Genomic DNA, 22,929 nt, shown 5'->3' with positions numbered 1-22,929 from the left:
CCTCTCGAGGCAGCCGAGGTGCGGGGAAGTCGCAGTCGAGATGCGAAGGTTCGCAGCGGAGAGGCGAGGGGGGCGCAGTCGAGGTGCGAAAATCCGCACTGGAGAGGCGAGGGGGGCGCAGTCGAGATGCGAAGGTTCGCAGCGGAGATGCGAGGGGGTCGCAACCGAGGTGCGAAAATCCGCACTGGAGAGGCGAGGGGGGCGCAGTCGAGGTGCGAAGTTCCGCACTGGAGATGCGAGGGGGTCGCAGTCGAGGTGCGAAAATCCGCACTGGAGAGGTGAGGGGGTCGCAGTCGAGATGCGAAGGTTCGCAGCGGAGATGCGAGGGGGCCGCAACCGAGGTGCGAAAGACCGCAGCCGCGCTGCGGTTTCGGTTTGAAAGGCGCGTGCGTTGGGATAAAATCGGCGCGCGCTACGACAGCGGAGGAGGTGCGACGTGAAGATCGGCGAGGTGATGAACGGGAAGCCGGCGGTGATCGACAGTCATGCGACGTTCGCCGACGCCGCGCGGCGCGTGGCCGAGACGCAGGCGAGCGACCTCATGGTGGTCGACGCGAAGGGCGCCTTCGTCGGTGTCCTGTCGGAGGGGGATCTCATCCGGGCGACGTTGCCGAACTACGACGAGCTCATGCGCGACGGCACCTCGCTCGGCGGCGCGTGGAAGGTCTTCCTCGAGAAGGGGAGGGAGGTCGCCCGGCGCGAGATCGCGTCGATCGTCATCAAGGCGCCTTTGACCTTCCAGCCGTCGGACGAGCTGATCAAGGCCGCGTCCGCGATGGTCAACAAGCAGATCCGCGTGCTGCCCGTGGTCGACGGCGGGAAGCTCGTCGGCACGATCTCCCGCGGCGATCTCTGCAAGGCGGTCCTCGCCGGCTGAGCGCCGCGGCTACCTCTTCTTCAGCGAGAAGTACTTGTCGAGCACGAGCGCGGCCGTCTCCGACGACTTGATGCGCCAGAGCGGCTCGTTGACGATGAGCACCGCGACCACGACCTCGGGGGAGTCGAGCGGCGCGAACCCCGCGAACCAGCTGTACGCGCGGTAGGGGCTCCTCCCGGTCAGCGTGCCCGTCTTGCCCGCGACCCGCACCTTCGCGAGCGACGGGAGGCCGGGCTTGTGGAACGCCTTGCGCGCCGTGCCGTTCGCCACCGTCTCCCGCATCGCGGCGCGGAGGCGTCGCGCGACGTCGGCCGAGATCGGGCGCGCGGCGAGCTGCGGCTTGCCCTCGTAGAGGAGCGCGCCGTCCCGGCCGACGACCTTGTCGACGATGTAGGGCCGGAGCATCGCCCCGTCGTGGGCGACGGCCTGGACCATCATCGCCGCATGGAGCGGCGAGAGGTGCGTGTGCCAGAATCCGGCCGCGGCGCGCGCCCGCTCCAGGCGATCGCTCGGGATCTCGGCCTGGGACTCGGGCACCGCGAAGTCGAACGGGATCGCGCGGTTGAAGCCGAAGTGCTCGGCGACCCGGAGCAGTGAGCTCGCCTCGAGGTACCGATCTGCGAGCTTCGCGATCACGGCGTTGATCGAGCGGCCGAGCGCCTGGGAGATGCTCGCGCACGCGGTGTCGTCGCGCTCCGAGTCGACGAGGTTGTGCTCCTCGAGGCGCTGCGAGCCGCCGTGGTAACACTGGACGGTGTCGAGCGACACGCCGGGGCGCTCGAGCAGCGCCGCGGTCGTGACGATCTTGAAGAGCGACGCGGCGGGCGGCGACGGATCGAAGGCGACGGTCGGCGACTCGACGCCGCGCTGGCGCTGCGCCAGTGCGAGGACGCGGCCGGTCCTGGCGTTCAGCACGACGATCGCGCCGGTCGGGACGTCGTTGTCCTCGAGGAGCGAGCTCGCGAACTTCTGCAGCTCGGGCTGGACCGTGAACACCGCGCTGCGGCCGTCCTCGAGGGTCTGGCTGTACCGCGCTCCATCGAGCGCCATCGCGGCGGGCGAGACGTCCCGCAATGCCTCCGGCTGGGCGGATCGCTCCGCGGGCGCCGCGCCGAGCGTGAAAGAGCAGGTGGCGAGCAGGGCGATGATCTCGACGAGCGTCAGGAAGTTCCGCTTTCGCATACGCGAAGCCTAGCGGTTCGACGCCGCAAAGACCAAAAAACGGGGTGGCGAGGGGAGGGAGGGCTACAGGGCTTCGAAAAGGCGCGAGAGCAAGAACACGCGCGGCGCCGCGGGCGCGGCGGAGCACGAGGAGAGCGGGTTCTCGCCGTCGAGCCCGAACTTGTCCGGGTCTCCCGTATCGTCGGCGTCGGCGTCGGTATCGCCGTCGACGTCGGAATCGGAGTCGGAGTCGGTATCGCCGTCGGTGTCGCCGTCGGTATCGCCGTCGGTGTCGCCGTCGGTGTCGCCGTCGGTGTCGGCGTCGGCGTCGGTGTCGGCGTCGGTCTCACCCAGGTGATCGCCCGTCCACGAATACACCTGCGCGTCGACCCAGTCGCGGCGCAGCGTCATGTTGGTGGAGTAGCTTCCCTGGTCCGGATCGCAGTACTCGCCGCCGAAAGACGTCACGCCCGTGACCACCCACTCGCCGCCGACCTGCGTGAACAGCGGCCCGCCCGAGTCGCCCTGGCACGTCCCGGTCGGGTTCCCGATCTCGAGGTAGTTCGGCGAGCCGTAGCAGTTGCCGAGGATCGTCGTTTCACCGTAGCGGTGCGTGCCCGAGCCATAGCCCGTCGAGTTGTTGCCGTACCCCACGATGATGCCGTCCTCGCCGTACGAGGGCGCGCTGCTCCGGACGTTGTAGACCTCGGGCGCCACGTCCGCGCTCAGGAGGATGAGCGCCGCGTCGATGACGTTCGGCACGCCGCTGATGTCGCCGTTCCAGTTGCTGTACTTCACGACGTCCGTCGCCGCGTACGAGTACACGATGGGGGAGTCGAGGTTGGCGCCGCCCAGGATCGCGATGCCGCCGGGGTTCGAGACGTAGTTGATGCCGTCGCTCGGGTAGTAGACGCAGTGCCCGGCGGTCAGCACGACCCGGGGGTTGATGAACGAGCCGCTGCACAGGGATCCGATGTCCCCGTAGACGGCGATGGCGCCCTTCCAGCTGTCGTAGCCCGTGGCCGTGCCGCCGGTGATGCCGAAGAACCCCGGCCTGTCGTTGAAGAACGGGTTGACGGCGACCTGACGGCTCTGGTGCGAGGTGCAGCTCGGGGGCGCGGCGCCGCCGAGGACGACCGCGAAGGCGGCCAGCACGAGGAGGCCCATGAGCGCCTTGCCGATTCTTGTCATTCCGCGAGTCCTTTCTCTACGTCCCTGTCGAGAACATACCACATCCGCCATGATGTGCAGTGCCACAACCGCCCGGGCGGGGCTCTAAAAAAACGGTCGGGCGCGCGATCGGGTTTCGCGGGGACGTCGTCCGGGATCGGTCGATTGGCGGGAGCGGGACGAAAGGGAGGGGCGCTCTAGCGCTTCGAGAACTGGAAGGAACGGCGCGCGCCGGGCTTGCCGTACTTCTTGCGCTCGACCTCGCGGGCGTCGCGGGTCAGGAGCCCGGCCTTCTTCAGCGTGGAGCGGCGCGCCGGCTCCGCGACGCACAGGGCGCGCGCGATCCCGAACTTGATGGCGTCCGCCTGGGCCGAGGAGCCGCCGCCGCGGACGTTGATGAGGAAGTCGTACTGCGCCTCGGCCTCGACGAGCTCGAGCGCCTGGCGCATGATCATGCGCGAGATGCTCCGCGGGAAGTAGATCTCCTCCTCGCGGCGGTTGACGGTGATCTTCCCCGTGCCGGAGGTCATCCAGATCCTCGCCACGGCGCACTTCCGCTTGCCTGTGGCGTACCAACGTGCCTCGGTGCTCGTCGTCGTCATCGGACTTTACCTCTTCTCCTCAGACCTCAAGCGGCTGAGCCTTCTGCGCCGCGTAACCGTGAGCCGGGCAGGCGCCGGCGTGGATCTTCAGCTTGCCGAGCATGGCGCGCCCGAGCTTCGACTTCGGGAGCATCCCGCGCACCGCGAGCTTCATGAGCTCCTCGGGCTTCTGCGAGAGGAGCTCCTTGGCCGACGTCGACACGAGGCCGCCGACCCAGCCCGTGTGGCGGTAGTACATCTTGTCGTCCAGCTTGCGCCCGGTCAGCCGGATCTGCGCCGCGTTGACCACGACGACGAAATCGCCCGTGTCCACGTGGGGCGTGTACTTCGGCTTGTTCTTGCCCTGGAGGATCACCGCGATCTTGCTCGCCGTCCGCCCCAGGGTCTTGTCGGCCGCGTCCACGATGAACCAACGGCGCTCGACCTCGTCCGGTTTTGCACTGTAAGTCGACATCATCAGCTCCAGCCTGTCCTCTTCTCGTCCTTGTCCCCGACGGCGCAGGCGCAGCGCGCCCGACCCGCCTCCGGAGCGCTCCTTCTTAGTCCGAAGGCCGTGTGGTGTCAAGCGCAGAAACGGCCGGATTGAAGGGTGAATTCGGTCGCGCTAGAGCAGCATGAAGTCCTTGGGGTTCTCGAGCACGGTCGCCGAGAGCTCGGCGTAGGTCCTATTGACCTCGTCGTTCAGCGTCGCCCCCTTCGTCATGACTTCCTTGAGGTAGCTCTCGATTTTCTTGAACTCGTTCCATTTCGTCACGAATTCGTCGTACTTGAGCTTGCGGATGAGCTTGCCCTTGTAGCGGACGGTCTCCTCGAAGCTCAGCGCTCCGAAGAGCTCCTCGAACTTCGACAGGTACCGTTTGTAGATATCGACGTAATCCTGGGTCATGACGCGACACCATGTACCGTCACGACGCCTTCGACGATGACGGCCGCTGTATGGTTGACTCCGAAATGATAGATGAGCGAGCGGAAATCGGGAATACGCAAAATCGCGACGTCGGCCCGCGCCCCGGCGACGAGCCGCCCGGCCTCGCCCGACAGCCCGAGGGCCGCGGCCGAGCTCGCGGTGATGCCGCGCCACGCCTCGGAGCAGGTCAGCCCCATGCGCGCGGCGCCCATCGACGCCATGAGCGGGAGGTTCTCGGTCCGCGAGCTGCCCGGGTTGTCGTCGGTCGCGAGCGCGACGCGAACGCCGGCGTCCGCGAGCCTGCGGCCGTTCGGGAACTCGTCGCGAAGGGAGAACGCCGCGCCGGGGAGCAGCACCGCGGTCACCCCCGCGGCGGCCATCGCGGCCACCCCGCGGTCGGAGATCACCTCGAGGTGATCCGGGGACAGGCCGCCGGGCTCGGCGATGAGCTCCGGCCCGCCGAGATCCGTGAACTGCCCGGCGTGGATCTTCGGCCGCAGCCCGCACGCGATCCCGGCCTCGAGGATCGCCCGCGCCTCCGCGGCGTCGAACGCGCCCCGGTCGAGGAACACGTCGCACGCGGCGGCGAGGCCACGGCGCGCTACCTCGGGGATGACGCGCGTCACGAGCAGGTCGACGTACGCGTCGCGGCGATCCGTGTACTCCGCGGGGACGACGTGCGCGCCGAGGAACGTCGGCACGAGTCGGATCGGCTGGAGGCCGTCCAGTTGCCGCACCGCCTCGAGGATCTTGATTTCTGTATCGACGTCCAGCCCGTACCCGCTCTTGATCTCCATCGTCGTGACGCCGAGCGCGAGCGCGCGCTCGAGGCGCGGCAGGGCGGACGACACCAGCTCCACGAGCGTGGCGGCGCGCGTGGCGGCCACGGTTGCGTGGATGCCGCCGCCGGCCGCCAGGATCTCGAGGTAGGTCGCGCCGCGCATCCGCATGCCGAACTCGACGTGCCGCGATCCGGCGAACACCGCGTGCGTGTGCGGATCGACGAAGCCGGGCGCCGCGACGCCGCCGGCCGCGTCCATCGTCTCGGCCGCCCGGTACGTGTCGAGGATCCGCTCCTCGGTCCCGACGTCGGCGATCCGGCCGCCGGCGATCGCGATGGCGCCGCCGAGGATCGCGCCCACCTCGCGCGCGTCGGCGTCGGCCTCCGGCGCGTTCGAGAGCGGAGGCTCCATGGTGAGCACCTGGGACGCGCCGCGGACGATCAGATCGACTTCCTTCATTTGCGGTAGCGGTTCACGTTGTGCGCGAAGATCTCCATGCGCGCCACGACGTTAGGCGGGTACGGCTGGCCGTCGTTCTCGAGCGCGATCACGGGGTATCCCCTCTGACGAGCCCAGGGGGCGTAGACGCCCTCGATGAGCCGCCCGGGAAGGCACGCGAACGGCGCGATGATCGCGACGCCGCTGTAGCCGTCCTGCATGCCGGTGGCGGCGACGCCCGACGAGCAGGTCGCCTCGCTCTCGAGCTCCGGATCGATGAAGAGCCTGTCCGCGTTCGCGATGATCTCGTGCATGTCGTGCGGCACGTGCGGGATGAGCCCGGTCGGCTTGAGGTGGCGCGCGATCTTGTGCTCGACCATCTCCTTGTAGAAGGTTTCGATCTCGTACCACGCGCGGTCCTTCCAGCCGCCGGACGCGAGCGAGCCGACGAGCCCCTCGGTGCGCCGCCGCTTGTCCATCGCCCGCCACCGGCAGTGGTCGGTGTAGCCTATCCACTCCGTGATGCCGGTCACCTTCGGGTAGATCCCCTTGTCGATCAGGAAGTCGGTGATCTCCGTGACGGAGAACGTGTCGCGGCGCACGTAGATCTCGCCCACGATGAGGACGTGGGGGACGTCGCGCAGCTCCCGCCGCCTCGGGATGGCCCGGAACGCCGCGCCGGCGCGGGCCACGGCCTTCTCGATGTCGCCGCCGATCCGCACCGTGTCGACGACGTCGGCCCAGCGCTCCTCGAAGACGCGCATCGCCGCCTCGGGATCCTTGGCGAGCAGCCTGAGGCCCGTGCGCGCGTCCGTGAAGTAGTCGCCGAGCACGAGCCCCCACCAGATGTCGCGGTTGAAGGTCGGCCCCATCTCCCGGTAGGAGTTGGAGGAGTCGCCGACGAGGATGACCGCGTTGTGGTAGCCGAGCTCCTCGAGCAGGCGCTCGTAGAACACGTAGTACTGCCCGGTCCGGCACGGGCCGAGCGTCGACGGGACGAAGAACAGCAGGATCTCGCCCTCCTGGTTCGGCGGGTGCCGGCGCAGGAACTGCAGGATGAGGCCGAGCACGAGGAGCGACGGGATGCACTCCTTGCCCGAGGCGACGTTCCGCGCGAGCTGCGTCGTCTGGACGTCCGGCACCGGGAGGTGGATCGACTTCACGCCCGCCTTCCCCGCCGCCGCGGACGTGACCTCCGTGGCGAGATCGCCCATGGAGGGCCAGATGAGCGTCACGCGCGGATCGCGGATGTCGATCTTCTCGCCCGTGGCGTGGTCGACGACGTCGACGAACTCCTTCTTGCGCGCGAGCTCGTACCTGCGCCTGGGCATGGGCGGCGCGGGGGCGAGCCCGGCGCGGCGGTAGCTGTAGACGATGTCGAGGAACGCCTCGATGCGCGTGTCGATGCCCGCGTCCGCGGAGTGGGAATCGATCTCGAGCACGAGGTACGGCTTGCGCCCCATCATCCAGCGGATGTAGTGCAGCATGAAGGAGTCGGGCGCGCACGAGAAGTTCGTGATCCACGTCGCGTAGAGGTTCGGGATCTCCGCGATCTTCCGCACGGCCTTCATGTCCTGCTGGCCGTAGTACCAGTACATGTTGGGGAAGATCTCAGCGGCGGCGTCGAAGATCATGTCGAACGGCACGACCGTCACGCCGTGCGACACGAACTTCCGCGGGATCCCCATGTTGGCGTCCCGGGTGAACGCGTTGTACGGCCGGCCGAGCAGTGCGACGTAGACCGTGTCCGGGTCCGCCTTGATCTTCTCGAGCAGTTCGAGGCCGAGCACCCGGTAGTGCTCGAGGAACCGCTCGTACTCGCGGATCGCCTTGTCGTATGCGGCGCCGCCGGCCGCGCGGGACAGGCCGAGCTTCGCGGCGACGTCCTCGAACTGGCCCCGGCTCGCGTCGAACCCGCGCTTGAACGAGACGAGCGGCCGTAGGACGCGGCTGTCGTCGAGGTTGAACGCCTGCCGCGCGAAGAACGGGAGCCCCTGCGTCAGCGGGCACACCGTGGCGTGCACCGGCGCCTCCTCGGTGGACGGCATGTCGCGGAAGAACGGCAGGAACACGTAGTCGGTCCCCTTGTCCAGGATGTCCTGGATCGCGCCGTGGGCGATCTCCGCGGGGAAGCAGTAGTTGCTCTCGAGCTTGGCGATCCCCTCCTCGGCGATCGAGGTCGACGGGATCAGCCGGACGCCGAGCTCGTGGAAGAACCAGGAGTAGAACGGCCAGAGGGAGTGCATCGAGAACGCCATCGGGACGCCGACCGTCTTCTCGGTCCGCGCGACGAAGGCGTCCGCGGGCGGCGCGTGCTCCTCGAAGATCAACCGCGTGCGCTCGGCCGTGTAGTCGACGACGCGGTCCTGGTCGACCTTCTTGTGCTTGCGCGCGTTCGTGTACTTCGAGCACCGACCGCCGAACGAGTACGGGCGCCCGTTGACCTCGAGCCTGCGGATGGGGCACAGGTTGTCGCACGCCTTGCACGCGAACGTGCCCTTCGTGACGATCGTCTTGCCCTCGATGTCCTCGAGCTTGAAGTCGCCCTTCTCGACGGCGCCCTCGGCGTGCTTGTTCCGCGCGAGCAGCGCCACGCCGAAGCAGCCCATGAGCTCGGGATCCGGCGGCACGACGATGTTCTTCCCGGTCAGCTGCGCGAACGCGAGCGGGACCGCCGGGTTCTTCGCGACGCCGCCCTGCAGCACGACGTGCTCGCCGATCCGGCGGTTGCCGACGACCCTGTTCAGGTAGTTCGCGACGATGGAGAACACGAGCCCGGCGACGATGTCCGAGCGCGCGGCGCCCTGCTGGATCGCCTTGCGGATGTCCGAGTTGATGAACGCCGAGCAGTGCTCCCCGAACTTGAGCGGCGCCTTCGCCTCGAGCGCGACCGGGCCTATCGCCGCGGCCTCGTCGATGCTCAGATCGCCGCGCGCGGACTCCTCGAGGAACGAGCCGGTGCCCGCGGAGCACGCCTCGTTCATCGCGTAGTCGATCGGGACGCTGTTGTTGATGAAGACGTACTTCGCGTCCTGCCCGCCGATCTCGAAGATCGTGTCGACGTCCTTCTCGAAAAAGGTGGTGCCGACCGTGTGCGCGATGATCTCGTTGTAGACCGCCGGCGTCTCGAGGAACACGCCGAGCAGCTCACGGGAGCTGCCGGTCGTCGCGACGAGGCTGATTCGCGGGCGCTTCTCGCCGAGCTGCCTGCGGACCTCCGCGACGCACGCCTTGAGCGCGCTGACCGGATCGCCGTGCGTCCGGCCGTAGTGCTCGGCGACGATCTCGAGCGTCTCGGCGTTGATGAGCGCGATCTTCGTGGTCGTGGAGCCGCCGTCCACGCCGAGGATGTACTCGGCGCCGTCGACGTACGCGCCGCGGCGCGAGGGGACGTAGCGGACGCTCTCGCCCGAGCCGCCGAGCGGCGGGAACGTCGCGTAGGACAGCGTTGCCCCGGTCTTGAAGAGCGCGTCGGGCTCCGGCAGCGGGGCGCCCCGTTCGCCGGCGAGGAGCGCCGCGCCGTACGCCTCGAAGTACGGGCTCTCGGCCGGGACGACGAACTCCAGCGACGGCCACGCCTCCTTGAGGAACTCGACGATGAACCGGTTGCGGGTCACCCCGCCGACGAGCACGACGCGGCCCTCTCGGATGCGGCTCTTCGTGAGGAACTCGGAGACCTTGTCGGCCATCACCTTGCTCAGCGACAGGGCGATGTCGCCGACCGTGGACTCTCCCTTGTTGAGCCGGTGGGTGCAGTCGGATTTCATGAACACCGAGCAGCGTGCAGAAAGGCGGACGACCTTCGCGCCCACTGCCACGCGCTCGAGGTCCTCGAGGCCGATGTCCATGCGCCCGAGCTGCTGTCGGAAGAACTCCCCGGTCCCGGACGCGCACTTGTTGCCGGCGTGGGTCGTCACGATCCGACCCCGATCGTCGAGCGTGTAGACTACGAGATCCTCGCCGCCCATGGAGACCACGGCGCGCGGCGCGAGACCGAGCTCGTTGAGGGCGCGCTCGATCGCGATGGGCGCGATCGATTCCGGGAGCGTGAACCGATGGCGACCCTCGGTCCCGGTGACGAGTGCGGCTGTGCGTTCGTGGTCGGCGGCGTACGCTCCGAGCTCGTCGAGCAGCTTGCGCGTCGCGCCCGACACGTTGCCCTCGTGGGCCAGGACGCGGTGCTCCTCGCCCCTTTCGGTGAACATGCACACTTTGATGTTTGTCGAGCCTACGTCGATTCCTACGAGTCGTCTTGCCTTCATGCGAGTCGCCCTGCCTCCGCTCCGCCCCGTGCGGTCGGGGAGATGAATAACCTCCGAGCGCGCCCGGGGCAACCCTTTTGGTTCTCGGATTATTGATCCGCGGCGAGGCTCTCGATGCTGTCGATTTCCGAATCCGCCTTCGCGCCCCAACCCGGCAGCTGCGTGAGCTGTCGGAGGAGGGCCAGCGACTGTTCGACGTGGCCGAGGCGGCGGTGGCAGGCGGCGGCCTCCCACATCGCGTCGGCGCGCTGCTCGTAGCCGGGATGCTCCGCGAACAGCCGCTCGTAGTAGACCACCGCGCGGCCGCAGCTCCCGGACCGGCGCGCGCACCGCGCGAGGTGGTGCAACGCCTTCGGGACGAGGCCGATCGGCGCGCCGTACGAATCGACGACGCGCTCCAGCGACGCGGTCGCGGCGGCGCAGTCGCCCCGATCGTAGGCGTCCATCCCCTCGGCGAACGCCTCGGCCGCGCCGTGATCCGCCGGTGCCGGGGCCGGCGCCTCCTTGGCGGCGCCATCGGCCTTCTTTTCGCTCGCGAAGCCGCCCCCGCCCTGTCCCCACGACGGCGCGTCCCCCGCGGCAGGAGCCGCCGCGGCCAGCTTGCCCGTCTCGGCCTCGGCGCGGTCGAGCTCGTCGGCGGAGTTCACCTGCGCGGGCCCCGCGGTGCCGAGCGAGCCCTTGGCCTGGGCGACGCTCCGCGACGTCGCGAGCGCCGGGCGCCGGGCGATCGCGTCCTCGCCGGCGATCCGTTCCTCCGCGCCGCGTGCGCCGTCGGCACGGGCCAGGATGGCGGTCGACTCGGCGGCCGCGAGGGGGGCGGCGGCCGGAGCCCCCGCCGGACCGTAGAACGGCGCGCCGGGCGCACCGGGGTCCCCATCATAACCCGGGGTTGCGGTGCGGTAGAGGTAGAAGCTGATCGCGAAGACGACGGTCGCGGCCAGGGCCGTCGCGAACGCCGGTTTGAAGAGCGCTCCTCGCAAGCGATCGAGGAAGGTCGGTCCCCGCTCCGCGATCCCGGCGATCCTATTGTCACCGCGCGCGTCCGCCTCGGACGGCCGCGCGGTCGCCATCGCTGCGACGCGTTCCGCCTCGGCCAGCACGGCCGAACCGATCCGCGGGATCGGATCGGGCATCGGGAGGGCGCTCGCGAGCTTGCGCGTGAGAGCGATCTCCTCGAGCTGTGCGCGGCACGCGGTGCACGCCGACGCGTGCTCTCCGAGGCGCTTCGCCTCGTCCTCGTCCAGCTCGCCGTACGCGAGATCGAGGAGCAGCTCGGAGAACTCTCGGCAGTCACAGCTCATGGCAGGGACCTCGCGTACTCTTCGTAGGACCTCAGCTCGCGGCGCAGCGCTTCGAGGGCGTACCGCATCCTGCTCTTCACCGTGCCCACCTTCGCGTTGACGACCTCCGCGATCTCGTTGAACGAGAGGCCGTGGTACTCGCGGAGCAGGAACACCTCCCGCTGGTCGACCGGGAGCTTCTCGATTGCAACGACGAGATCCGCCTGGAGCCGCTCGGCAGTTGCGCTGCGGTCGGGGCCGGGATCTTTCGTCGCGATCCTGTCGCCGAGGCGTGGACCGTCGGGTTTCGGGGAGTCGTCCAGCGACGGATGGTTCCTGTGGCGAGCTTTGCGCGCTGCGTCGACCGCCGCGTTTCTAGCGATGGTGTAAATCCAGGTCGAAAACTTCGACTGATGATGGAAGGATGCCGCCCCGCGCACGACGCGGAAAAAGACGTCCTGTGCGAGATCCGCTGCCGCATCTCGGTTTCCGCACTGCCGCAGCAGGAAGGCGAAGACGGGGGTTTCGTACCGCCCGAACAGCACCTGGAACGCCTGGACGTCGCCTGTTTGGAACGCCTGCATCAGCTCCTCGTCGGTCTTTCGGGCCGTCTCCACGGGGGCGTTCTCCTCCGCCGTCCGCACCTCGATCGGCCAGAGACCTGGCGTCTGGAGCAGACGTCCTAGCAGGCGAAAGGATCTTCAGCGCCCGGAGCGTACCCATTCGCGCGCGCTCTGTAAAGGCGGTGCGGCCAAGACTTTTTTGATATCGATACCGTTTTGGAAAACGGAAACACTGGATGATAGTGGACGTTGACTTTTAATAGATGGACCACTAGGGTTGTCGCGTTTGCATACCCGGGGGAAGGTGACAACTCTTCTCCATAGTCAGTCGAGTGAGGTCGATTATGCATCGATTTGCGGGATGGGCATTCTTGGCAGGTGGATTGTTCGTGTGGCCGGCCATGGCGACAGCACAGACCCCGACCACCGGCGGCGACAAGGCGGAAACGCCGGACCCTGAAGCGAGCTCTGGCGCCACTGCAGGCGGCGACACGGGAGGCGAGGCTCCGGCGACGGACGCGACGGGGAAGACCGCCGAAGGTGACAAAGGCAGCTATTCCGTGAGGTTGAAGGATCTCGAGGACCGCGTGAATCGGCTCAAGGAGCAGATCTTCCGGTCCAAGGCGCGACTGAGCCTCCTCGCCGAGACCGTGCTCGATAGGAGGATTGCCGGCGCCAACGCTGTCATCTCCTTCCATAACGAGATGGGTGGATCGTTCTGGTTGACAAAGGCGACGTTCCTTCTCGATGGAGGTCCGATTCTCAACAAGACGGACGAGGACGGGAACCTCGCGGAGCGCGACGTCATCGAGATTTTCGACGGGCCGGTCATGCCCGGCGACCACACCCTCAGCGTCGTCCTCCAGTACCGCGGGCACGGGTTCGGGATCTTTTCCTATTTAAAAGGTTACTCGTTCAAGATTCGCTCGAGTCGGACCTTCACCGTCGGTGAGGGCAAGACGATCAAGGTCGGGGTGGTCGGCTACGAGAAGGGCAGCGTGACGACGCCGCTCGAGGAACGGCCGGCCGTTCGCTACATGGAGAGCGTCAGCGACTTCGAGGGCGCGGCGGCCGCGAAGTCTCCTGCCGAGGCGTCCGATGGGGAGGGCGCCGGGTTGGTCGAGGGCGCCGAGTGATCACTCTTCGCCGTATCGCGCGGGCCCTCGTCGGCGCCGCGGCGCTGTGCGCGGTGTCGCTCGCATCCGGAGGCGCCTCGGCCGACGATGTCGGCGATGTCGAAGCCGAGGTCCGGGAGATCCGCGACAAGGCGAACGGGCTCTCCTCCCAGTATCTCCGAGCCGGGGGGCTGCGCAGCGAACACTATGTCGAGGAGCGGCTCATCGACGGCGAGAACTTCTATCGGCTCAAGGACTACCAGCGCGCGGCGATCATCTTCATGGACCTGATCGAGCAGTTCCCCAGCCACGCCGCGTATCCGGACGCGCTGTACTACTTCGCGGACGCGCTGTTCCTCTCGCGGGACTACTACGGCGCGCGGCAGTGGTTCCAGCGCGTGGTCGACGAGGGCGGGCGCCCGGGGATGGCGCGGTTCCGGCTCAAGGCGATCGGGCGACTCATCGAGATCGCGGTTCACCTCAACGAGTTCGAGGGCGTGGACACCTACCTCGCGCAGCTCGGCCAGACGGATACCGCGGAAACCTGCTACGTGAAGGGGAAGTTCTATTATTTCAAGGGCGACCTCGACATCGCCCGCCAGGAGTTCGGGCGGGTCAAGGGGAACGCCGAGCTGGAGCTCAAGGCGGCGTACTTCATCGGCACCATCCTCACCAAGCAGGGGCGTTTCGTGGACGCGATCGGCGCGTTCCAGGCGGGGGCGTCGCGGGTCCCGTCCACGCCGGCGGAGCAGGAGGTCGTCGATCTCCTGAACCTCGGCCTCGGGCGCCTCTACTTCGAGAAGGAGATGCTGCAGACCGCGGCGAAGGCCTACCGGCTCGTCGACGAGTATTCACCCTACTTCGACACGGCGCTGTACGAGCAGGCGTCCGTGAAGATACGGACCGGCGACGCGACGGCCGCCGAGCAGCTCCTCGAGGTGCTCACGCTGGCCGTGCCCGACAGCAGGTACCTGCCCAAGGCGAAGCTCCTCCGCGGCAACCTGCTCCTGCACGAGGGTCGGTACGACGACGCGGAGCGGGTGTTCGAGGAGACGATCAACGAATTCACCCCGGTTCGGGATCAGCTCGATCAGGTCATGGCCGAACAGCGCGATACGCGACAGTTCTTCACGGCGCTCATGGAGCGGAGCCTCACGACGACGGACATCTCCGCCGCGCTGCCGCCGCTCATCGTGAAGTGGGTCGGCGAGGAGCCGGAGGTGCAGCGCGCGCTGACCCTCACCGCGGATCTCGGCGTCGCGCGGGAGTACACCCTCGAGACCGAGCGCCTCCTTCGCCTTATCGAGGCCGTGATCGACGGGCCCAGCCGCGTCAACGCGATCCCGACGATCCGAAGCGCGTTGCGCCGCTCGCAGCAGATGAGCAACCGGCGCGGGCAGCTCCGGGTCGTTCTGCTCGATATCGCGCAGCGGAAGTTCGGCGCCGGCGACGCGGAGCTCCGTGCCCTCGCCGCGCAAAGGAAGGCGCTCCAGTCGCAGCTCGACGCGCTGCCGACCAGCGACGAGGAGTTCCAGCGGCGCGAGGAGAAGGCGCGGGCCGTGTACCAGCACATGCGCCAGGAGCTCGCGCGGAACGAGATCCGCCTCGATCGGCTCGTCGCCACCGTCGTGGCGCTCGAGCGGTTCATCTCCGATCCGGCCTACACCGATGGCGTCCCCGCGCAGAACATCACCGCGCTGCAGGAGGAGCTCAATCGGCACAGGTCCGGCGTCGACGAGATGCGCAAGGAGCTCAAGAAGCTCCGCGAGGACATCGAGAGCGCGCGGTACCAGATCGGCGTTGGCGACAACCTGGATCGGGCCGACGACCAGCTGCGGGAGAAGGTCCGGCAGATCTGCGCCAAGGAGCGAGCGCTCCTCGGAAGCCGTGGCGGGCAGGCGGGGCAGAGGATCGACAAGACCCTCGGCAAGATCGAGGCGACCGAGGAGTCGATCGCCGCGTTCCGCGTCGCGGCGGACAAGGAGGCCGACCGCCAGATCGAGGAGATCCGGCGACAGGTTCTCGCCGAGCGCGAACACGTGAAGCAGTATCGCGCCGAGTTCACGGCGCTCAACGAAGAGGCCGAGGAGGTCGTCGGCGGCGTCACGTTCGAAAACTTCAGCAACGTTCGCGTGAGGTTCCACAACCTGATTCTCAAGGCCGACGTCGGGGTCATCGACGTCGCCTGGATGCGCAAGGAAGAGCACAGGGAACGCGGGTCGTCCTACAACAAGCAACGGTTGATGGAGATCCAGAACCTCGACCAGCAGTTCGAAGAGGTCAAGAGCGGTGACGCCGCGCCGTAGGCGGTTCGCGTCGGGAGAAGGATCGGTGGCTAGTCGCGTGAAACAGTTGGCGTCTCCCGGACTGACGGCGTTCGCGCTCCTCACGTGCGTCGCGACGGCGGCGAGCGGATCGCCTGTCCCCGCGGCCCCCGTGGGCGGCGCCGGCGCCTCGTCGCTCGTGAGGCAGATGCTCACGCCGCCCACCCCGGAGCAGGTCCAGGTCCTCGAGGAGGAGCGCGCGCAGGATCTCGAGCTGTACATCCGGCGGAGCGCCGACTTCCGGGAGGTCATCGACAGCACCGTGCGCAGCGTCTACGAGATGCGCAAGGTGGCCATCGAGGCCAAGTACCGGGAACGAATCGAGAAGGAGGACGATCTCGAGCTCGAGTCGCTCAGGGACGCCATCGAGTACTTCGAAGCCTTCCTGAAGAAGTACCCCGACGAAGAGCCGTACACGCCGGACGCGATGTTCCGCTTGGCCGAGCTCTACTACGACGTCTCCTACATCGAGTTCCTCGAGCGGCTGGCGAAGTACGGCGAGGCGCAGGAGGCCGGGACCCTCGGCGACGAAGAGCCGCCGATGAAGGAGTTCGATCGCACCATCGCGCTCTTCCGCGACCTCATCCGCCGCTACCCGGACTACGCGAACGTGGACGGGGCGTACTACCTGCTCGGCTACTGCCTGAACGACACCGGCAAGGAGGAAGAGGCCCGCCTCGCCTGGCTCAACCTCGTTTGCGAGAACAAGTACACGTACGATCCGGTGGCCTTCGAAGAGGCCAAGGGCAAGGGCGGCCCCGAGCGCCCGGCGCGCGTCTCGGCCGGCCTGGACACCGGGGTGCCTGAGGCGACGATCGATGTCGGTTTCGTGAACCCGTTCGAGGGGTGCACGCCCATCAGGGGCAACAGCCGGTTCTTCTTCGAGTCGTGGTGGCTCATCGGCAACTACCATTTCGACTACGACTCCTCCAGGTACGGCGTCGAGACCGCCATCGCGGCGTACAAGAAGCTCGTCGAGGATCCCAAGCACAAGTTCTACGACAAGGGGCTCTACAAGCTCGCGTGGAGCTACTTCAAGGCGGACAGGTACCCCGAGGCGATCGCCGCTTTCGCGCAGGTCGTGGACTTCTCGGACGAGCAGGAGTCGAAGAGCTCTGGGATGCGGCCCGAGGCGATCCAGTACCTGGCGGTCTGCTTCTTCACCGACGACTGGAACGTGGATCAGATGCCGGACCCGGTGAGCGGCATCGAGCGCCTCGGGGACCCGAAGCTGATGCCGCAGGATCGCAAGTGGACCCGAGAGGTCTACGCCCGGCTCGGCGACATCTACTCCGAGAACGAGAAGCACGAGGAGGCCATCGCGGTCTGGAAGCTCTTTCTCGAGAAGTGGCCGCTCGACGTCCAGGCGCCGTTCGTCCAGGACCGGATCGCCGACGCGTACCGCGAGATGCGGAGGTTCGACGAGGAGCTCGCGGAGCGGAGCAAGCTCGACAAGTACGGCAAGGGCAGCGAGTGGTGGACGTCCAACGAGGACCACCCCGAGGCGCAGAACCAGGTCGCGACGATGTCGGAGGACGCCCTCATCGGCGCCGCGGTAGCGCACCACCAGAACGCGCAGGCGCTCCGGGCCAAGGGGCAGGCCACCGGCGACGAGCAGATCCTGGGGTTCGCGCTCGAGGAGTACAACCTGGCCGCGGCGGCCTACAGGAAGTACATCGAGCAGAACCCCGACACGCCGGACGCCTACGACTTGAACTTCCAGCTGGCGGACGCGCTGTTCTGGTCGGGCCAGTACGACGCCGCGAAGGCCGAGTACGTCAAGGTGCGCGACTCGAACCTGGACGACCGGTACCGCGAGCAGTCGGCGCACATGGTGATCCTCTGCGTGGAGCGGACGATCGAGAACGAGGCGGCCGCAGGGCGCTTCAGCCTCCGCGAGAAGCCACCCGAGCTCGCCGGCGAGCCGCCCGCACCGCAGCAGATCGACATGCCGCCGCTCCTGCTCGAGCTCATGGCCGAGCGCGAGAACTACCTGAAGTACAACCCCGGCGCGCCGCAGACCTCGACCTTCGAGTACCAGAGCGCGCAGAACTACTACAGGTACGGTTACTGGGACGAGGCGAAGAAGCGGTACGAGGCCGCGTACGTCAAGTACTGCAAGAAGGACGAGATCTCGCTCGAGTCGTGGAAGGTCCTCCTGAACATGGCGGTGGACCAGCAGAACCTCGACGAGAAGGAGCGGCTCGCCCTCCTCGAGCAGCAGCAGCAATGCGCCGTCGAGGGTGCGAAGCTGTCCGACGACGAGTCCATCGACCTCGGCAGCCTGCTCGGCGACGTCGCCATGCAGCGCGCGATGGACAAGTTCAAGGAGTGCAACGACGGCAAGGACGCGACCGTGTGCACCGAGGCGGGCGATCAGCTCGTCGCGGCCGTCGCGAAGGCGCCCAAGCACCAGAGCGCCGACGCCGCGCTCCACAACGCGGCGCTCGCGTACGAGAACGCCCAGCGGTTCGAGACGGCGATGCAGCTGTACGAGCGCATCGTCAACGAGTACCCGGAGAGCCAGTGGGTCGACAAGTGCCTGTTCAAGCAGGCGTTCGCCGCGAACGCGTTCTTCGAGTACGAGAAGGCGCTCGCCAACTACAAGATCCTGGCCGATTCGCCGAAGTTCAAGGGCTCGCAGTACCGCGAGGACAGCGTCTACAACTCGGCGTACATCCTGACGAACCTGCAGAGCTACAACCAGGCGATCCCGTACTGGCAGCGCTACTCCAACGAGGTCGCCGACGAGACGAAGCGCGTCGAGGCGGCGTTCAACGCCGCGGACATGCCGTTCCGCGCCGGTTCGTGGGGCGCCGCGGTCAAGTCCTACGAGGCTTTCGTGGGCAAGTACGAGCGCAACACCACCGCGGGGCCGTTCGTCGTCAAGGCCGCCTACCGGCTGGCCGAGGCCGAGGGGAACCGCAACAAGAAGAAGAGCCAGATCAAGGCCTGGCAGCGCACGGTCGAGCTGTACAAACGGCTCGTCAACCAGCCGGGCTCCATGTCCGCCGAGTACGCCGCGCACGCGAACTTCCTCATCATCGAGGAGGACATGCGGGTGTTCGAGAAGTTCGAGATCAAGGGCAATCAGAAGCAGATCGCCGCGAAGCAGGTCGAGGGCGCCGAGAAGGTCAAGGAGTTCGAGGCGAGGTACCGCGAGATCGCGGACTACCGCCGCCCGGAGTGGTCCCTCGCCGCGGAGTTCCGCATCGGGTACGCGTACGAGGTCTACGCCAAGGCGTACCTGAACACGCCGATGCCGACCCTCGACGACATGCTGAAGATGGCGGGGATGAGCAAGGCGGAGATCAAGTACATCAAGTCGATGCCCGCCGACGAGCGCGAGGACATGCAGTACCAGATCGAGGACAAGATCCGCGCGAAGCTCGAGGAGACGGTCTCCGCGATGGAGGAGAAGGCGCAGGCCGAGTACAAGATCGCCATCGATCTGGCGCGCAAGGGCAACATCAGCAACGAGTGGACGCTCCTCGCGCTCGAGCGCATGAACGCGTACGATCCCGACAACTACCCGCGCCAACACAACGGCATCGTCGAGGGGGGCAGCGACGTGGTCGCCGTCCCGCCATGGGCCGGGGAGGTCGACTGATGCGGCGGCTCTGCACGACTCTCGCGATCTCGGCGCTCGTCGCGCTCATGGCGACGGGTTGCGGCGGCTCGAAGAAGAAGGGCGCCTCCGCGGGCGGAACGGGGCTCGAGGGCGGCGCCGGGGGGCCGGTCATCGGTTCGGCCGGCGGGCCGGTCGCGGATGACCAGAGCACGGGGAGCGCGGTTCCCACCGGGCCGGGCGAGGCGGCTCCCGAGCAGCACGAGATGAACCAGGACGCCAAGGGGATCTACAACGAGGGCGTCCGGGCGGGCGCGGCCGGCAACCTCGCCGAGGCCGAGCGCGCGTTCAAGCGGGCGGTGGAGATCGACCCCCGGGCGTACCAGGCGCTGTACAACCTCGGTGTCCTCTGCGAGCGCCAAGGGGACGACGCGGGTGCCCGGAGCTACTACGGGCAGGCGATCGCGGCGCAGTCCGACTACCTGGCCGCCATCACGGCGGCGGCGCGCCTCGAGATGCGGCTCGGCGACGTGGGCGCGGCGCTCCGGCTGATGCAGGAGAAGGCGACCGCGTACCCGAAGAACGTGAACCTGCTCAACAGGTACGCCGACACCCTCATCGCGGCGCAGCGCTACACGGACGCCATCGACGTCGCGAAGCAGGCGCTGCGCCTGGACGAGCGGAGCGCGGACGCGATGCTGCGCGTCGCGAAGGCGAACGTTCGGATCGGTCGCCACGAGCTCGCGATGTCCATCTTCGACCAGGTGCTCGCCATCAATCCGGAGATGTCGGAGGTCTACTTCCTCCGTTCCCAGATCAAGCTGTCGCAGGGGAACAAGGCCGAGGCGATCACGGATCTCGAGACGACGCTCGCGAAGAATCCCTACAACATAGAGGCGATGAACAACCTCGCGACGCTCTACATTCTTTCCGGAAACTACGCCCAGGCGATCGGGATGCTCGAGCGCGCGATCGGATTGAGCCCGTCGTGGGCGATCCTGCACCTGAACCTCGGGAACGCGCTGCGCGGCGCGGGCCGGTGGAAGGACGCCCGGGTCGAGCTGGAGCGCTCTCGGGCGCTCGACAGCCGCTTTTCGAGCGCGCTGTTCAACATGGGGATCCTCTACTACACCGCCACGGAGCTCGACGGGCTCGACAAGCTCGGGCGGCTCGGCGAGGCGAAGCGCTACTTCGCCCAGTACTCCACGGAGATGGGCTCCAAGCTCGCGAAGGACGATCCGGTCGGGAAGTACATGAAAGAGGTCCTGGTCGAGATCGAGCGAGAGGAGCGGCGCATCCAACAGGCGAAGGAACAGGCCGAGGCCGAGGCCCAGCGCGCCAAGGAGCGGGAGGCGGCGGAGGCGGCCAAGGCGAAGGCCGAGGCCGAGGGCGCGGGGAAGCCCGCGGAAGAGGGAGGGAAGCCCGAGCCCGCACCCGAAGACGAGGGGTGGGAGTAGGGATTCCGCGGAGGAGCTCCGGATGCATGCCGTGATGCAGGCGTTCTCGCAGGGAGGAGAGAGCATGTGCGCTCTCGCCCTGATCCTCGCCGTCGGCATCTCCGTCTTCACGGTGCGGTTCGTGGTCCTGTTCTTCAAGTACAACGTCAATGCCGTCGCGTTCATGAGCCAGATCCAGAAGCTGGTCGCGGCGAACAACATCGATCGCGCCCTCAAGCTGTGCAACGCCGCGCAGAGCGCCGCGCTGCCGCGGGTGATCAGGGCCGGGCTCGAGCGGGCCGATGGCGACCCCGGCGAGGTCGAGGGAGCGATCGAGGAGGCGGCGCTCGAGGTCGTGCCGCTCCTCAGGAAGGGCTCGAGGGCGTTCTTGGGTCTGGCGGTCGTTTCGGCGTGCGTCGGGGTGGTCGGGGCCGCGATCGGCCTCAACCGGACGTTTTCGTCTTCCGGGAACGCGGGGCCGGAGCTCGATCCGACGGGATTTGCCGGTGGGGTCGCGTCGAGCATGTACCCGCTGGCCCTGGGATTCTCCCTGGCGGCCGCGTTCATCCTGGCGCACCTCGTCCAGGCGGGGGTGGCGACGCGGATCGCCGACGAGATCGGCCGGTACTCGGCGAAGCTGAAGAACATGCTCGCCGAGCGGCGGCGCTCGGAAAACGGTGGCGCGCGGCTTGCGGGCGAGAGGGACGGCGCATAATAAAAAAGATCACGCGCCCGTGCTCACGCGTCTCGACGGATGGACTAGTGGTTGATGGCAGGGGAAAAATATTCTAGAAGATGGGGTCGATCCGGCCCTAGGGAACGGGCTCTTCTGGCAGCGCGATCGCGGCTGACGGAGTGCCGATTGGGAGTGTGCTGATGTCGTCTTCAGGCGGAAAGCCGAGCTCGGGCGGCACCAAGGGCGTCGAACGGACGAGCAGACCCGTCGTCCGCAAGGTGGCGACGCCGGCCCAGTCCACCCAACCCAAGGTCCTGCGGATCGGGATCATCCAGGGCGGGAAGATCATCGAGGAGCGGATCATCCGGCGACGGGAGACGGTCACCGTCGGACCGTCCGAGAAGGCGCATTTCGTGTTCGCCGCGCCGGATCTCCCGGCCGCGAGGTTCGAGCTCTTCGAGACGAAGGGCGAGGAGTACACGCTCAACTTCACGGAGGCGATGGGCGGCCGCATCTCGTTCGAGGGCGGGGTCGCCGAGCTGGCGGACATCAGGAAGAGCGGGAAGGCGCGCGCCAAGGGCAAGATCTGGCAGCTGCCGTTGAACGACCAGGCTCGGGGCAAGATCACGATCGGCGATTCCACGATTCTGTTCCAGTTCGTCGCGCCGCCCCCCGTGCAGCCTCGGCCGCAGCTCCCCGCGGCGGTCAAGGGCAACCTGCTCGGCAACGCCATCAACTTCTCCACGGTCTGCATCCTGTTCTTCCTTCTCGTCGAGGCGGGGCTCTGCATCTGGTGGGCGAACGTCGATTGGCCCAAGCCGGACATGGACGAGCAGTTCGCGAAGTACAAGGAGCTCATCCAGCCGCGCGTCGCCAAGATCGAGGAGAAGAAGGCCGAGGCCGAGACCGGCCAGACGGAAGACGCGAAAGACGCCGACGAGGCAGAGGACAAGAAGAAGAAGAGCAAGGACGACTGGAAGGAAGCCGACGCGCCCAAGAAGTCCGCGGACGAGATCGCCCGGGAGCGCGCCGAGAAGAGGGCGCAGCTCGCCGAGGCGCTCGCCCAGACCGGCATCAACAAGATCCTCGGGGCGATGGGCGGCGACGGCGCGATCGCGGACGTGATGCGCGGGGGAGACGTCGGCGCGGATCAGGACGAGCTCCTGGCGCAGGTCAGCGGCGTCGGCGTCGCGACGGGCGAGGACGGGGCGCTCCATGGTCCTGCGGGCGGCAAGGGCAGCGGCGAGGCCGCGGACATCTCCCAGATCAAGGTCAACGGCGACAAGAACGTCGCCACCGAGGGCCCGGGCGCGGAGCGTCAGATCAAGGGCACCGTCAAGAAGAAGAACCCGACCGCGGCCGGCGGCTCCGGCATGCTCGAGCCGGGCGAGGTTGCGGGCGTCGTGAACAAGCGAATCGGCGCGATCAAGGGGTGCTACGAGCAGGCGCTGAAGAGGGATCCGACGCTTCAGGGGAAGGTCACGGTCCGGTTCACGATCTCCGGAAGCGGCAAGGTGAGCGACGCGAAGTGCATCACGAACGAGCTGACGCCCCAGGTCGGGTCGTGCATCGAGGACGCGTTCAAGCGGTTCCGCTTCCCGCCGCCCGAAGGCGGCGCGGTCACCTTCGAGTACCCCTTCATGTTCACGCCGGCCAGCTAGGAGCCTGTTGCGCATAAGCCCGCCGCGCTGACTTGCCGACTGGTTCGACTCCGCGGAGTTCGGATTCGCTTTCGCGGAAATCGAGTGTTCGGAGACGCCGTTCGGCG

General features: G+C 67.7%; 16 protein-coding genes. 7 read left to right on the top strand and 9 right to left on the bottom strand.

Annotation, left to right across the window (positions count from 1 at the left end; genetic code table 11):
• The first annotated feature begins 436 nt into the window (after window positions 1-436).
• The gene (locus M0R80_23355) at window positions 437-877 is read left to right on the top strand and encodes a CBS domain-containing protein (GenBank protein MCK9462570.1); all 441 of its coding nucleotides are present in this window, start codon (window positions 437-439) and stop codon (window positions 875-877) included.
• Between the two features lie 9 nt (window positions 878-886).
• Here the strand turns inward: M0R80_23355 and M0R80_23350 are convergent, their stop codons facing one another.
• The 9 genes from M0R80_23350 to M0R80_23310 form a co-directional block, all read right to left on the bottom strand.
• Window positions 887-2,059, bottom strand: a complete 1,173-nt coding sequence (locus M0R80_23350) for a penicillin-binding transpeptidase domain-containing protein (GenBank protein MCK9462569.1) — start codon at window positions 2,057-2,059, stop codon at window positions 887-889.
• A 63-nt stretch (window positions 2,060-2,122) separates the two neighbouring features.
• On the bottom strand, window positions 2,123-3,229 hold the full coding sequence (locus tag M0R80_23345; protein MCK9462568.1) for a trypsin-like serine protease: 1,107 nt from the start codon (window positions 3,227-3,229) through the stop codon (window positions 2,123-2,125).
• Window positions 3,230-3,405: 176 nt separating this feature from the next.
• Window positions 3,406-3,810: a 30S ribosomal protein S9 gene (rpsI, locus tag M0R80_23340; protein ID MCK9462567.1), complete on the bottom strand. Its 405-nt coding sequence runs from the start codon at window positions 3,808-3,810 to the stop codon at window positions 3,406-3,408.
• 19 nt (window positions 3,811-3,829) lie between these two features.
• Window positions 3,830-4,264 (bottom strand): 50S ribosomal protein L13, encoded by a 435-nt coding sequence (gene rplM, locus M0R80_23335; GenBank protein ID MCK9462566.1) that lies wholly within the window; start codon window positions 4,262-4,264, stop codon window positions 3,830-3,832.
• A 150-nt stretch (window positions 4,265-4,414) separates the two neighbouring features.
• The gene (locus tag M0R80_23330) at window positions 4,415-4,696 is read right to left on the bottom strand and encodes a hypothetical protein (protein ID MCK9462565.1); all 282 of its coding nucleotides are present in this window, start codon (window positions 4,694-4,696) and stop codon (window positions 4,415-4,417) included.
• Window positions 4,693-5,958 (bottom strand): imidazolonepropionase, encoded by a 1,266-nt coding sequence (hutI, locus tag M0R80_23325; protein ID MCK9462564.1) that lies wholly within the window; start codon window positions 5,956-5,958, stop codon window positions 4,693-4,695. The genes M0R80_23330 and hutI overlap by 4 nt, the downstream gene beginning before the upstream one ends.
• On the bottom strand, window positions 5,955-10,142 hold the full coding sequence (locus tag M0R80_23320; protein MCK9462563.1) for an acyl-CoA dehydratase activase: 4,188 nt from the start codon (window positions 10,140-10,142) through the stop codon (window positions 5,955-5,957). The genes hutI and M0R80_23320 overlap by 4 nt, the downstream gene beginning before the upstream one ends.
• Window positions 10,143-10,288: 146 nt before the next feature.
• Window positions 10,289-11,500: a zf-HC2 domain-containing protein gene (locus tag M0R80_23315; GenBank protein ID MCK9462562.1), complete on the bottom strand. Its 1,212-nt coding sequence runs from the start codon at window positions 11,498-11,500 to the stop codon at window positions 10,289-10,291.
• Window positions 11,497-12,096, bottom strand: a complete 600-nt coding sequence (locus M0R80_23310) for an RNA polymerase sigma factor (GenBank protein ID MCK9462561.1) — start codon at window positions 12,094-12,096, stop codon at window positions 11,497-11,499. The genes M0R80_23315 and M0R80_23310 overlap by 4 nt, the downstream gene beginning before the upstream one ends.
• A 347-nt stretch (window positions 12,097-12,443) precedes the next feature.
• Between M0R80_23310 and M0R80_23305 the strand changes: the two genes are divergently transcribed.
• The 6 genes from M0R80_23305 to M0R80_23280 all read left to right on the top strand — a co-directional run bounded on the left by M0R80_23305 (window position 12,444) and on the right by M0R80_23280 (window position 22,822).
• On the top strand, window positions 12,444-13,178 hold the full coding sequence (locus M0R80_23305) for a hypothetical protein (protein MCK9462560.1): 735 nt from the start codon (window positions 12,444-12,446) through the stop codon (window positions 13,176-13,178).
• A complete protein-coding gene (locus tag M0R80_23300; protein ID MCK9462559.1) occupies window positions 13,175-15,463 on the top strand; it encodes a tetratricopeptide repeat protein in 2,289 nt (762 codons plus the stop codon). The genes M0R80_23305 and M0R80_23300 overlap by 4 nt, the downstream gene beginning before the upstream one ends.
• A gap of 37 nt (window positions 15,464-15,500) precedes the next feature.
• Window positions 15,501-19,091, top strand: coding sequence for a tetratricopeptide repeat protein (locus M0R80_23295; GenBank protein MCK9462558.1), 3,591 nt, complete (start codon window positions 15,501-15,503; stop codon window positions 19,089-19,091).
• Entirely contained in the window at window positions 19,091-20,506 is a 1,416-nt protein-coding gene (locus tag M0R80_23290) for a tetratricopeptide repeat protein (GenBank protein ID MCK9462557.1), read from the top strand. The genes M0R80_23295 and M0R80_23290 overlap by 1 nt, the downstream gene beginning before the upstream one ends.
• 22 nt (window positions 20,507-20,528) lie before the next feature.
• Complete coding sequence (locus M0R80_23285) at window positions 20,529-21,200, top strand: MotA/TolQ/ExbB proton channel family protein (GenBank protein MCK9462556.1); 672 nt, start codon at window positions 20,529-20,531, stop codon at window positions 21,198-21,200.
• 161 nt (window positions 21,201-21,361) lie between these two features.
• Window positions 21,362-22,822 (top strand): TonB family protein, encoded by a 1,461-nt coding sequence (locus tag M0R80_23280; protein ID MCK9462555.1) that lies wholly within the window; start codon window positions 21,362-21,364, stop codon window positions 22,820-22,822.
• The last annotated feature ends 107 nt before the right edge of the window (window positions 22,823-22,929 follow it).

The organism is Pseudomonadota bacterium (assembly GCA_023229365.1).
In the GTDB taxonomy this organism is placed as follows: Bacteria; Myxococcota_A; Polyangia; order JAAYKL01; family JAAYKL01; genus JALNZK01.
The sequence above is the reverse complement of the archived record's forward strand: the minus strand, read 5'-3'. Positions and strand labels throughout refer to the sequence as shown.